12 protein-coding genes are annotated in these 13,005 nt (G+C 66.3%); 10 read left to right on the forward strand and 2 right to left on the reverse strand.

All coding sequences use genetic code 11. From position 1 onward, the window contains the following. Positions 1-105: 105 nt before the first annotated feature. Entirely contained in the window at positions 106-1,257 is a 1,152-nt protein-coding gene (locus ATSB10_RS14795; RefSeq protein ID WP_063673519.1) for an epoxide hydrolase family protein, read from the forward strand. Between the two features lie 54 nt (positions 1,258-1,311). Here the strand turns inward: ATSB10_RS14795 and ATSB10_RS19055 are convergent, their stop codons facing one another. Next, the gene (locus ATSB10_RS19055) at positions 1,312-1,821 is read right to left on the reverse strand and encodes a LysR substrate-binding domain-containing protein (RefSeq protein WP_236886434.1); all 510 of its coding nucleotides are present in this window, start codon (positions 1,819-1,821) and stop codon (positions 1,312-1,314) included. Between the two features lie 117 nt (positions 1,822-1,938). Here ATSB10_RS19055 and ATSB10_RS14800 point away from each other — a divergent pair, with 117 nt between their 5' ends. From ATSB10_RS14800 to ATSB10_RS14835, 9 genes are all read left to right on the forward strand, one after another. After that, positions 1,939-3,165 carry an IS256 family transposase gene (locus ATSB10_RS14800; protein ID WP_063670059.1) on the forward strand — a complete coding sequence of 409 codons (1,227 nt, stop codon included), beginning with the start codon at positions 1,939-1,941 and terminating at the stop codon, positions 3,163-3,165. A gap of 58 nt (positions 3,166-3,223) precedes the next feature. Beyond that, complete coding sequence (locus ATSB10_RS14805; protein ID WP_063673520.1) at positions 3,224-3,496, forward strand: AAA family ATPase; 273 nt, start codon at positions 3,224-3,226, stop codon at positions 3,494-3,496. Between the two features lie 81 nt (positions 3,497-3,577). Beyond that, positions 3,578-4,309, forward strand: coding sequence for a hypothetical protein (locus ATSB10_RS19440; protein ID WP_157469287.1), 732 nt, complete (start codon positions 3,578-3,580; stop codon positions 4,307-4,309). A 294-nt stretch (positions 4,310-4,603) separates the two neighbouring features. Next, positions 4,604-4,741: a hypothetical protein gene (locus tag ATSB10_RS19445; RefSeq protein ID WP_157469289.1), complete on the forward strand. Its 138-nt coding sequence runs from the start codon at positions 4,604-4,606 to the stop codon at positions 4,739-4,741. An 866-nt stretch (positions 4,742-5,607) separates the two neighbouring features. After that, positions 5,608-6,654, forward strand: coding sequence for a two-component system sensor histidine kinase NtrB (locus ATSB10_RS14815; RefSeq protein ID WP_063673522.1), 1,047 nt, complete (start codon positions 5,608-5,610; stop codon positions 6,652-6,654). Further along, complete coding sequence (gene ntrC / locus ATSB10_RS14820) at positions 6,647-8,047, forward strand: nitrogen regulation protein NR(I) (protein ID WP_063673523.1); 1,401 nt, start codon at positions 6,647-6,649, stop codon at positions 8,045-8,047. Before ATSB10_RS14815 ends, ntrC begins: the two co-directional genes overlap by 8 nt. 17 nt (positions 8,048-8,064) lie before the next feature. Further along, positions 8,065-8,526, forward strand: a complete 462-nt coding sequence (locus ATSB10_RS14825) for a GNAT family N-acetyltransferase (RefSeq protein ID WP_063673524.1) — start codon at positions 8,065-8,067, stop codon at positions 8,524-8,526. Between the two features lie 110 nt (positions 8,527-8,636). Beyond that, positions 8,637-9,101 (forward strand): hypothetical protein, encoded by a 465-nt coding sequence (locus ATSB10_RS14830; RefSeq protein ID WP_063673525.1) that lies wholly within the window; start codon positions 8,637-8,639, stop codon positions 9,099-9,101. Then, entirely contained in the window at positions 9,098-10,483 is a 1,386-nt protein-coding gene (locus tag ATSB10_RS14835) for an FAD-containing oxidoreductase (RefSeq protein WP_063673526.1), read from the forward strand. The genes ATSB10_RS14830 and ATSB10_RS14835 overlap by 4 nt, the downstream gene beginning before the upstream one ends. Here the strand turns inward: ATSB10_RS14835 and ATSB10_RS14840 are convergent. Next, entirely contained in the window at positions 10,480-13,005 is a 2,526-nt protein-coding gene (locus ATSB10_RS14840) for a sensor domain-containing protein (protein ID WP_063673527.1), read from the reverse strand. The two genes, ATSB10_RS14835 and ATSB10_RS14840, sit on opposite strands and share 4 nt — an antisense overlap.

Below are 13,005 nucleotides of genomic sequence, written 5' to 3' on the forward strand. Positions count from 1 at the left end.
TCTGCAGGCGTCCATTCAAGACCATACGAGGGGACTGCTCGTGGAATACCGAGAGCCGGTGCAAAAGCCCCTGTCCCCATACGAGCCGTCATAGAGTGCCAATCGATGAACCTGCGCGATTTCAAGATCAACATCCCCGATGAGAGCATCGAAGATCTGTCAAGGCGGTTACGTGCGACGCGATGGCCGGCTGCAATGGATGCCGATCAGTGGGATGACGGGGCCAGCCTCACATTTATGCGTCGCCTGGTCGAACATTGGTCGGATCGGTTTGACTGGCGCGCCCAGGAAGCACGTCTAAACCGTTTGCCCCAGTACATGGCGACGGTGGACGGACAGGATCTTCACTTCATCCATCAGCCAGGCAATGGCCCGTCACCCATGCCGTTGGTGCTCACGCACGGGTGGCCGGGATCCTTCATCGAGATGGAGCGGGTCATTCCGTTGCTCGCAGACCCGGGCGCCCACGGTGGCGATCCTGCCGATGCATTCCACGTCGTCGTCCCATCATTGCCGGGCTTTGGCTTTTCCGCGCCACCGGCTTCGCCAGGCATGAGCGCATTCAGCATTGCCGGATGGTGGGTCAAGCTCATGAACGGGCTAGGCTACGAGCGCTTCGCGGCGCAAGGTGGCGACATCGGAGCAGGGGTGTCGACGTGGCTGGCACGCTGCTTTCCAGAACGGGTCATCGGTGTCCATGTGAACTACATCCCGGGCAGCTACCGGCCACCACTCGGGCCTGGATCGCCTCCCGTAACGACGCAAGAGCAGGCCTACCTTGATACGGCTGCAGCGTGGTCAAGTTCGGAGGGTGCTTATGCGGCCGAACAGGCGACAAAGCCTCAGACGTTGGCTTATGCGATGACCGACTCTCCTGCGGGCTTGGCGGCATGGATCGTGGAGAAATTCCGCGCCTGGAGCGATTGCGATGGTGACGTCGAGCGTGTTTTCACCATGGATGAACTGCTGACCGACGTATCCATCTATTGGTTCGGTCGGATGCTGGATGCATCGTTCCGGATCTACAAGGAGAACCGACTTCGTCCACTGACCTTCGAGGCATCAGAACGCTTAGCCACCCCATTGGGAGTGGCCGCTTTCCCGCGCGAACTGCCTACACCGCCTCGATCGTGGGTCGAGCGCGTCTTCAATGTGCAGCGTTGGACGTCCATGCCCCGTGGTGGCCACTTTGCGGCGCTTGAGCAGCCACAGCTTCTGGTCGAGGATGTCCGTGCTTTTTTCCGCCCGCTTCGCTGATGCAAGCTGGGAAGCCATAACATGGCTACCGGGTTTGGCTTGTGATGCCCGCGATCAAAGAGTGCTGTCGCGGTCGAGCTCATCTGTCTTACGCAAAAACGAAACCACCGCGCGCGTCGCAAGACTCATGTGACGATCACGATAGTAATACAGGTAAAACCCCGGATAGGGCGGCGACCAGTCTTCCAGTAGCGGTATGAGTTGTCCTGTGTCGATCCAGTGCCGCAGTCTGTGCTCAACCCACATGGCAATGCCGATTCCATCCACAGCTGCCCGAACTGCCGCTCCTCGATCATTCAGAATCAAAGGCCCCTGCACAGCGACCGCCACACGCTCAGCGCCCCGACTGAACTCCCAATGATAGGGAGTCTCGCCGACGCTCTGTCGCCAGTTGATGCAACTGTGCTCCGTCAGATCGCGGGGATGGCGAGGAATTCCATGTGCAGCAACATAAGATGGCGACGCAACGGCGATTTGTCGCAGCCATGGTCCGACCGGGAACGCAACGGTTTCCGGGTTGACGTACTCGCCTAGCCTGAAACCCAAGTCATAGCCCCCGCTCACGAGATCCGCGAAAGCATTGTCCAGATGGACGTCTAATGTGACGTCTGGATAGGGCGTGTCCTAGATTTTGTGTAACCGGGTCCCAGGCAGGACACTGCCGCCAGACCCGGAGAGACCATGAGTCCACGCAAACACGAGGTGCCCGACGAGCTGCTTAGCAGCCTGTTGGCGAACTACAAGAAGCCCGAAGACCTGATCGGCGAGAACGGCCTGCTCAAGCAGCTGACCAAGCTGCTGGTCGAGAAGGCGCTGGATGCGGAGATGACCGAGCACCTCGGTCACGATAAGCACGAGCCGGTGGCCAACCCGGCCGGCAACACCCGCAACGGCCGCAGCCGCAAGACGCTCAAGGGCGAGTTCGGCGAGCTGCCGATCGAGATCCCGCGCGACCGGCACGGCAGCTTCGAGCCGAAGCTGATTCCCAAGCACCAGACTCGCTGGAGCGGCTTCGACGACAAGATCCTGTCGCTCTACGCCCGCGGCATGACGGTGCGCGAGATCCAGGCGCACCTGGAAGAGATGTATGGCACGGAGGTCTCGCCGAGCCTGATCTCCTCGGTCACCGATGCAGTGATCGACGAGGTGAAGGCCTGGCAAGGCCGGCCGCTCGATCCGGTGTATCCGATCGTCTACCTGGACTGCATCCATGTGAAGGTGCGCGAGGGCGCGGTGCGGGTGAAGGCGGTCTACCTGGCCATTGGCATCACCATGGCCGGCGAGAAGGAGGTCCTTGGGCTGTGGCTGGCGCAGACCGAGGGCGCCAAGTTCTGGCTGCAGGTGGTGACCGAGCTGCGCAACCGCGGGGTGCAGGACATCTTCATCGCCTGCGTCGACGGCCTGAAGGGTTTCCCCGAAGCGATCGAGACCGTATTCCCGCACACGACGGTGCAGTTGTGCCTCGTACACATGGTGCGGCACAGCCTGAACTACGTGTCGTGGAAGCGACGGCCGGAGGTGGCCGCCGACCTCAAGCGCATCTACACCTGTGCCACCGCCGAGGAGGCCGAGCAGCGGCTCGCCGAGTTCGAGGCCCGCTGGGACAAGGAATACCTGCCGATCGGGCAGTCCTGGCGACGCAACTGGCCGCGCCTGATCCCGTTCTTCGACTACCCGCCAGAGATCCGCAAGGTGATCTACACGACCAACGCCATCGAGTCGGTGAACATGAGCCTGCGCAAGCTGACCAAGCACCGCGGGGCCTTCCCGAGCGACGAGGCACTGGTGAAGCTGTTCTATCTGGCCCTGCGCAACATCAGCAAGAAATGGACGCTGCCGATCCGTGATTGGAAGGCCGCGCTCAACCGCTTTACGATCCAGTTCGAGGAACGACTCCCTCAGCTGTAACTCGAATCCCGGTTACACAAAATTCTGCACACGCTCTTCCTTGACCTTGCCGAACACCATGCGCCGAATCTTCGACAGCTACTTCAAGCTTCTCGGTGGGCTGGACGTCGACAAAGCCTGCGATGGCCTTGTCGGTGACGAGAAGATCGCGGCCAGGGCCTTGCTGTCATGGGCAAATGATGGGTCTCATGCGGTCCACGATGACCTGTACATGGTTCCGAACGGTGACGCGGATGTTCTCTACCTAAAGGTCTTCAGACGCATCTTCGACAACCTTCAGCAGGGAGACCATTATCGGATGATGATGGACACGGACTTCAAGCCGGAATGAATTCTACGCAGTCCGTTTTCGACCCGAAGCGGACGTTCTCGGGATCATTTGTGCTGTCGTAAAAAGGAGCGAAACGCACTGATGAAGAAGAACTGGCGAACCGTTGTCGGTTACATACTTTTCGTAGCGATCGCTGCTGGATGCGGATTGCTGGCCTACTGCATTGGGCCGACGTTGCTTGGGGCAATCGTTGCAGCGCCTGGCGCAGTGAGCTTGGCAGCGATCCCTTGGCAACTCTTCCGAGATCAGCGAGCCCACGAGCGGGCTATTGAGCTATCAGATAGAAATTCAGCGATTGCGCTCGGTGTGGGATCCCCCATGGCAAAAGCGGCATTCGAAAACTATGCGGTGTTCGCAAAAGCGTACGCCGACGAATTGTCTAATGTTATTGGAGAGATCGTCAGAGAGGGCCCGCGCGGCGGTCATCTAGGCTTGTCGCAGAGGTTGTCGGCTGTGCGACGAGAGCACTCTTTGTGGGTCACTTCTGAGACCGACAAAGAACTGCTGAAACTTGAAGACTGCATTTGGAAGATGGCAGTCGCTGCCGGGTACACCGAAAACGCTGCCGATCGTGGCCAGACATGGAATGCGCAGTACGAACTAGCGCATCGAAACTGGTGCGAGCTGGTAGGTCTGAAGTTCGAGCCGCTCTTTGAGGAGTCCCAGCCAGCCGATGCAGATCAGGTTGTGGTCAATCTACAGCATTTGGTTATGAAGGAGCTTCGCCGCGTTTTGGGAACCGAAGACTATTCTCGGATTCGATCGCTGGCGATTGCCCGCGCCTTGGCGCTAAGCGGGCCTTTCGACCTTTGATCTACAAGATCTGCTTTCGACCAAGGCGGACAGTCGCTAAAAAGGACGGAGGGCCAATGCAGTGCTCGTTAGGCCATTGTTCTCGTCTGCACAAATCGTTACGCTCACTAAGCCATTGATATGCGAGGTTACCTGAGCAGCCAGAGCAAGCCCCACTAAAAGGTGAGCACCGGTTTCTACTTAAGAAGGCGAATTAACAAGGTGCCGGGCGTAGCCGAAAATGCCGTGCAGAACCCCGGGGTTCGGTTTCTACTAAGCGCTATTTTTTTGCAAGACCTACAACAGGAGAGTGACATGGCCGCGAAGAAGAGTGCTGGAACGAGCAAGCGAGTGGCAAAAGAAGCTGGTCACTTGCTAAAAACATCCAAGTCAAAGGTAGTCCGGAGTGTCGCAGGGGCGGCACTGCGCGAACGTCAAAACAAAAAGAAATAGAAAAGCATGGACTGTGGAACCCTCACCCTGCAGCGCGGCCAGAGTCGCACGGACCGTTATGAGGCGACGATCGTAACTTGGGAGAGCGACCAGGACCGTTTCTTTACGATCTACTTCGAGGGCGTCCATGCCGAGGAAGGATCGTTCCGAGGCTCATGTCAGTTGGATCGCGAGCGAGGGTGGCATTTTCGAGGCGAGGGTCGATTCGAGGTGCCTGATGAAGAGCCCTGTCGCTCTGCCATTGAGGCCCAGCTCCAGCTGGTTGGCGGGCTGGGCGGGACCAAAGTACTGACTGGCACCTGGCTAGATCAGGACGATGACACTCCATACACACTGCGCGTGGAAATTGCAGATCGCTGATCTCATACCGTGCCATCACTCGGCTTCCGCTCAGACCCGCAACCGTACCCCAAAGACACGTTATCCCCATACACCCTGTCATCAGGCACTGACTGACCGCTTCTGGCCGAAAGCCGGCGTTGCGTATGCCGGTGGGGGGGGCTGCTTGCGGGTGATCGGTCGCCCAAGGCAAGTATGGGTGGGCTGATCGGCACCTGAGAGGGTTCGACTTCCATCTGGCCGGAAGTGGCGCCCGCACTGATGGACTTCAGGTTCGGCAGCACTTTAGCTGCGTCAGTACCGATGACATTCCATGGAGCGCCATATCCGGCCGCGATTTCCAAGCAACGCATTGAATTTGCGTGGTAAAGCGTCCTTGCTTGAAAGCCATAGTTTGTTCGGCGGCCGAACGCCAAAGTCTGTAAAAGCCGCACAAACTATGTGATTGGGAACAACGCCGGTAGCGGTAAGGATCCCTCCGATCCGCACGCATTGCACCACATCGATCCATTCCCCATGATGGTGCAATGAGCAACGCATCCTGGCGTCCGCTGGCGGAGCAGATGGCGACCGGGCTGGCCCTGGTCGACGCCGAACTGCGCGTGACGTGGCTGAATCCGGCGCTGGCCGAGCGGTTGGCGCTGGGGACGCGCAGCCTGGTGGGGCAGCCGGCGGCGCTGATGTTTGCGGACGACGCGGCGGTGCTGGCGCAGGCGCGGCGGGCGCTGGACGAGGAGCGCGCGCTGCAGCTGCGCGGCGTGGCGCTGACCACCCAGCGCGGCACCGAGTGGCAGGCGGACCTGAGCCTGCAGCCGTTCGACGGGCAACTGCTGCTGGAAGTGCACGCGCTGGCCGAGCCGGCCGCGGCGGCCTCGCCGCTGTCGGCGACGCTGCGCGGTTTCGCGCACGAGGTGAAGAACCCGCTGGCCGGCCTGCGCGGTGCGGCGCAGCTGCTGCAGCGGCGGCTGGACGACGCGGACCTGCAGGCGCTGGCCGGCATGGTGATCGCCGAGGCGGACCGCCTCGCCGCGCTGGCCAACCGCCTGCTGCATCACGACGGCGCGCCGCGGTTGGCGCCGGTGAACATCCATCACCTGCTGGAGCGTCTGGACGATCTGCTGGAGGCCGAGCCCGCGCCGCTCGCGCTGCGCCACGACTACGACCCCAGCCTGCCGGACTTCCCCGCCGACGCCGACCGCCTGCTGCAGGTGCTGCTGAACCTGGCGCGCAACGCGCGCGAGGCCGGCGCGCAGACGCTCACCCTGCGCACGCGGGCCGAACACGGCGTGCGGCTGGGCGAGCGGATGCTGCGCAGCGCGCTGCGGCTGGACGTGATCGATGACGGCGCCGGGGTGCCGCCCGCGTTGCGCGACACGCTGTTCCAGCCGCTGGTGTCCGGGCGGCCGGACGGCACCGGGCTCGGCCTGGCGCTGTCGCGCGAGATCGCCCATGAGCACGGCGGCGAACTGCGCTGGCAGGGCCGGCCCGGCGAAACCGTGTTCTCGCTGTACCTGCCGCTGCCGCCGCCGCAGCGGGCCTCGACCGACACCCCGACGGATGTGACCGATGACTGATGCCCCCGCCACCCGCGACGTCTGGGTGATCGACGACGACCGCGGCGTGCGCTTCGTGCTGGCCGAGGCGCTGCGCGACGCCGGCCACGCCGTGCGCGAGTTCGGCGACGTGGCCAGCGTGCGCGAGGCGCTGAAAACCGCCCGCCCCGCGCTGCTGCTGACCGACGTGCGCATGCCCGGCGAGGACGGGCTGGCCCTGCTCGGCGAGCTGAAGGCGCAGGGCGTGGGGCCGGTGATCGTGATGAGCGCCTACACCGACGTCGCCACCGCCGCTGCCGCCTACCGCCAGGGCGCCGCCGATTACCTGGCCAAGCCGTTCGACCTGGATCAGGCGGTGGCCGCGGTGGAGCGCGCGCTGGCCGACGTCGCGCCGGCGCCGGCGCCGGCGAAACTGGAGACGCCGCGGCACACGCTGCTCGGCGAGAGTAGTGCGATGCGCGAGGTGTTCCGGCTGATCGGCCGCGTTGCCGCCAGCGACCTCAGCGTGCTGATCACCGGCGAGACCGGCACCGGCAAGGAGCTGGTGGCGCGCGCGCTGCACGAGGAGAGCGCGCGGCGCGACAAGCCCTTCGTCGCGCTCAACACGGCGGCGATCCCGTCGGAGCTGCTGGAGAGCGAGCTGTTCGGCCATGAGGCCGGCGCGTTCACCGGCGCCACCCGCCGCCACGCCGGCCGCTTCGAGCAGGCCGAGGGCGGCACGCTGTTCCTGGACGAGATCGGCGACATGCCGCTGGCGCTGCAGACGCGCCTGCTGCGCGTGCTGGCCGGTGGCGAGTTCTACCGCGTGGGCGGGCGCGAGCTGATGCGCGGCGACGTGCGCATCGTCGCCGCTACGCATCAGGATCTGGCCGCGCGCGTGGCCAGCGGCCAGTTCCGCGCCGACCTGCTGCATCGCCTCGACGTGGTGCGCATCGAGCTGCCGCCGCTGCGCCAGCGCCGCAGCGATATCCCGAAGCTGGCCGAGCATTTCCTCGCCGCGGCGGCGGTGGAGCTGAAGCTGCCGCCCAAGCGGTTCTCCAAGGCCGCATTGAAGGCGATCGCCCAGCGCGATTTCCCCGGCAACGTGCGCGAGCTGGAGAACCTGTGCCGACGCCTCGCGGTGATCGCGCCGGGCGCGGAGATCCTGCCCGGTGATCTGGGCACTGCGGCCCCCGGCGCCGGTGGCGACGACTGGACCCACGCCCTGCGCGACTGGGCCGAGCAGGCGCTCGCGCGCAGTGAGGCGGACATCCACGCCCGCGCCCGCGAGGCGCTGGACCACACCCTGATGCAGGCCGCGCTGCGCGCCCACGACAACCACCGCCAGCACGCCGCCGCCGCGCTCGGCGTCGGCCGCAACACGCTCACTCGCAAGCTCGGCGCCTCGCGCACGCGCCGGCCGAACAAGACCTGATCCTTGGAGATTCCTGCATGACCGTCACCGTCCGCGACGCCCGCCGCGAAGACCTGCCCCAGCTGGTGCAATGGAACGCCGCGATGGCGTGGGAGACCGAGCACAAGCGGCTCGACCCGGACGTGCTCATGCGCGGCATGGCGTCGGTGTTCGACGAGCCGCGTCGCGGGTTCTACCTCGTCGCCGAACTGGACGGCAAACCTGCCGGCTGCCTGATGGTGACCTACGAGTGGAGCGACTGGCGCTGCGGCGATTTCTGGTGGATCCAGAGCGTGTACGTGGCCGAGTCCGCGCGCCGCAGCGGCGTGTTCCGCGCGCTGTACGCCGACGTCGCGCGTCGTGCCGGCGCGGCCGGCGCGGTCGGCCTGCGGCTATACGTGGAAACCGAAAACGGGCGTGCCCAGGCCACCTATGCGGGCCTGGGCATGGAGCGCTGCCACTACTTCATGTACGAGCAGGCGCTCGAACGCGGCAGCTGAGCGCGGGGTGACGGGCCCGGCGCAAAGGGCGTAAAACGGGCGCGATCATGCAAGACGGCCAGCGCCCGGCTGAAGACCCTGCAAGGCTCATGTCCACCGAGGAACCCGCCATGATCTTCCTGCTCGCTGCATTGCTCATCGGCATCGTCGCCGGCCTGCGCGCGATGACCGCGCCGGCCATCGTCAGCTGGGCCGCCCAGCTGGGCGTGTTGCCGCTGCAGGGTACGCCGCTGGCCTTCCTCGGCTGGCGCTTCACGCCATGGATCGTCTCGCTGCTCGCCGTCGGTGAGCTGATCACCGACCAGTTGCCGACCACGCCCAGCCGCAAGGTGCTGGTGCAGTTCGGCACGCGCATCCTGGTGGGCGGCTTTTGCGGCGTGGCGGTGGGCCTGGGCGGTGGTCAGCCCTGGATGGGTGCATTGGCCGGCGCGATAGGCGCGGTGCTCGGCACGCTGGGCGGCGCAGCGGCACGGGCGCGGCTGGCTGCGGCGTTCGGGCGCGATCGTCCCGCCGCACTACTGGAAGACATCGTCGCCATCGGCGGCGGCATCGCGATCATGGCGCTGCTGCCATGAGCACCGCCTACGACTCCATCGTGGTCGGGGCCGGGCAGGCGGGGCCCTCGCTGGCCGGCCGGCTCACCGACGCCGGCATGCGCGTGGCGCTGGTCGAGCGGCACTGGCTCGGCGGCACCTGCGTCAACACTGGCTGCATGCCGACCAAGGCGCTGGTGGCCAGCGCCGAGGTGGCCCACCTGGCGCGCCGCAGCGGCGACTACGGCGTGGTGCTGGAAGGCCCGGTGGGGATCGACTTCCCCAAGGTGATGGCGCGTGCGCGCAAGGTGACCCTCGACGCGCGCGGCAACCTCGAACGCTGGCTGGGTGGCATGCAGGGGCTGACCCTGCTGCGCGGCCACGCCCGCTTCGTCGCCGCCGACACGCTGGAGGTGGACGGCCAGGCGATCCGCGCGCCGCGCATCTTCCTCAACGTCGGCGGACGCGCCGCGGTGCCGGCGCTGCCGGGCGCGCAGGACATCGACTACCTCACGAACACCTCGATCCTGGCGTTGGACACCCTGCCGGAACACCTCGCGGTGGTCGGCGGCAGCTACATCGGGCTGGAGTTCGCGCAGATGTTCCGCCGCTTCGGTGCGCAGGTGACGGTGATCGAGCGGCAGGACCGGCTGATCGCCCGCGAGGACGAGGATGTCTCCGCGGCGATCCGCGAGATCCTCGAGGCCGAAGGGATCGCCGTGCGCACCGGCGCCGAGTGCATCGCCTTCGCGCCGCACGCCGGCGGTGCCACGGTGAAGGTGGACTGCCGCCAAGGCGCGCCCGAGGTGGTGGCCAGCCACGTGCTGCTGGCAATGGGCCGCCGGCCGAACACCGACGATCTCGGCTTGGACCGCGCCGGCGTCGCCACCGACGCGCGCGGCTACATCACCGTCGACGACACCCTCGCCACCAGCGTGCCGGGGATCTGGGCGATGGGCGATTGCAACGGCCGTGGCGCATTCACCCACACCGCCTACAACGACTTCGAGATCCTCGCCGCCAACCTGCTCGACGGCGACCGACGCACGCTGTCGCAACGGGTGCCGGGCTACGCGCTGTACATCGATCCGCCGCTGGGCCGGGTCGGCCTGACCGAGGCACAGGCGCGCGCCAGCGGCCGTCCGCTGCGGGTGTCGAAGCGACCGATGACGCGGGTCGGCCGCGCGGTGGAGCGCGGCCAGACGCAGGGCTTCATGAAGCTGGTGGCCGATGCCGAGACAAAGCATGTGCTCGGCGCGGCGATCCTCGGCGTGAGCGGCGACGAGGCGATCCACGGCGTGCTCGACCTGATGAGCGCCGACCAGCCGCTCGATGCGCTGCGCTGGGCGGTGCCGATCCATCCCACCGTGTCGGAGCTGTGGCCGACGGTGGTGCTCGGCCTCCAGCCGGCCGAAGACGACTAGGTGTCGCCGCTGGACGCGCGCTGACCGGGGGGCTGCTCGCGCAGCCGCGCTTCCAGCAAGGTGGCATCCATCGGGGCGCCGTAGAGGTAACCCTGCAGCACCGGACAGCCTGCGTCGCGCAGGAACTCGCTCTGCGCCAGCGTCTCCACGCCTTCGGCCACCACGTCTTTGTGCAGGCTGCGCGCCATCGCGATGATGCCGGTGGTGATCGCTGCCGTCTCGCTGTCCTGGATGATGTCGTGCACGAAGGCGCGGTCGATCTTCAGCACGTCCACCGGGAAGTGCTTGAGGTAGGACAGGCTGCAGTAGCCGGTACCGAAATCGTCCAGCGAGATGCGCACGCCCAGGCGGCGGATCGCCCGCAGCAGGGCGCCGGTGGCCTGGCTCCCGGAGACCACCACGCGCTCGGTCAGCTCCAGCTCGAGCAGGTGCGGATCGAGGCCGGACTCCACCAGCGCGGCATCGAGATGAGCGAGGAACCCCGGATCGTCGAGCTGCACCGGCGACACGTTCACCGAGACCGGTATGCCGTGGCCTTCGCGTTGCCAGGCCCTGGCCTGCCGACAGGCCTGGCGCAGCACCCAGGCGCCGATCGGCACGATCAGTCCGCTGTCCTCGGCGATCGGGATGAATTCGTCCGGCAGCCACCAGCCGCCGTCCTCCTTGGACCAGCGCAGCAGCGCCTCGGCGCCGACGATGCGGCCGTCCACGGCGTCGACCTTGGGCTGGTACAGCAGGCGCAGCTGGTCGCGTGCCAGGGCGGTGTGCAGGCCGTCCTCGATGCGCCGGCGCGCGCTGTCGCGCTCGCGCATCGACGGCGTGTAGAACCGGTAGCCGTGGCGCCCGCCGACCTTGGTTTCGTACATCGCGCTGTCGGCGTTGTGCAGCAGCAGCTCCGCGTCGGTGCCATCGTCGGGGAACAGGGTGACGCCGATGCTGGCGCGCAGTTCCAGCGTGGCCAGCCCCTCCGCCCGCAGCTCGCCGCATGCCTCGAGCAGGCGCTCGGCCATGCTCGCCGCATCGGCGGGTGCCTCGATCTGCGGCAGCAGCACCACGAACTCGTCGCCACTGAGTCGGCTCAGCACCTCGTCGTTGCCGAGCAGCGCCCGCAGGCGGCCGGCCAGTGCCTGCAGCACGCGGTCGCCGGCGTCATGGCCCCAGGTTTCGTTGATCCGCTTGAACTGGTCCACGTCCAGGTGCAGCACGGCCCCGCGCTGGCGTCGCCGCTCCGCATTGGCGATCGCCTGCTCGATGCGGGCATGCAGCAGCTGCCGGTTCGGCAGGCCGGTGAGCGGATCGTGCTGGCTCAGGTGCATCATCTTCAGCGCCAGCGAGCGCGTCTCGCTGATGTCGTGGAACACCAGCACGCCGCCGATCACGTTGCCGGCGTGGTCGTGGATCGGCGCGGCCGAATCCTCCACCGGCGTGACGAAGCCGTTGCGATGGCGCAGCACCGCCTTGCCGGCGAGATCGACGATGGCGTTGCGCGCCAGCGCCTCGCGCAGGGGATTGGCCACGGTCTCGCCTTCGGCATCGCCCTGCAGCTGGAAGACGTCCTCCAGCGGTCGCCCTAGCGCCTGGGTGCGGGGCCAGCCAGTCATCGCCGCGGCGATCGGGTTGAGCGAGGTGATGCGCAGCTGCAGGTCGGTGGTGATCACGCCGTCGCCGATCGAGCTCAGCGTGACCTCGGCCAGCTCACGCTCGCGGAACAGCTCGTCCTCGAAGCGTTTGCGCGCGCTGATGTCCTGCGCCTGGGAGACGAAATACAGCGGCGCACCGGCGGCGTCGCGCACCACCGACACGCTGAGCTGCAGGTAGACCACCTGGCCGTCCTTGCGGATGTTGCGCTTCTCCATCTGGTACGAGTCGCGCCTGCCGGCGAGCAGCTCGTCGCGCAGCTCGTCGTCGTCGGACATGTCGTCGGGATGGGTGACCGAGGCGATGTCCAGCTGCAGGAATTCCTCCTCGGTGTACTGGAACATCTGGCAGACCGCGGTGTTCACGCGCAGGAATCGCCCGTCCGGGTGCACCAGCGCCATGCCGATGGCCGCATGCTGGAACGCGCCGAAGAAGCGCTGCTCGCTCTCGCGCAGGCGCTGTTCCAGCGCATGCCGGTCGGTGGTGTCGGTGAGCAGTGCGATCACGCCGCGCACCGTACCGTCGGCGTCGCGGTCCGGTCGCAGGCTGGCGTGCACGTAGCGACGGGCCGGGTCGTCGAACAGATGGCCGTCGAAGTCGACCGCCTCGCCCTGCAGCGCCGATTCCAGGGCCGGGCGGATCGCCTCGCCGCCGGCGGCGCCGAGCCAGGCCCCGATCGGCCGGCCGAGCATCGCGGCCGGATCGCCACCGGTCCAGGTGCGGTACTTGTCGTTGAGATAACCCACGCACAGATCGCGGTCGAGCCAGGCGACCAGTCCCGGCAGCTGCGACAACAGGTGTTCCGCGTGGCCCTCCGCGGAGACAGCACTGCCGGACCGGTCGTCGTGACCGGCGGCCAATGGACCGTGGCGGTTGGCTGTCAC

It is taken from the genome of Dyella thiooxydans, assembly GCF_001641285.1.
Classification (GTDB): Bacteria; Pseudomonadota; Gammaproteobacteria; order Xanthomonadales; family Rhodanobacteraceae; genus Dyella_A; species Dyella_A thiooxydans.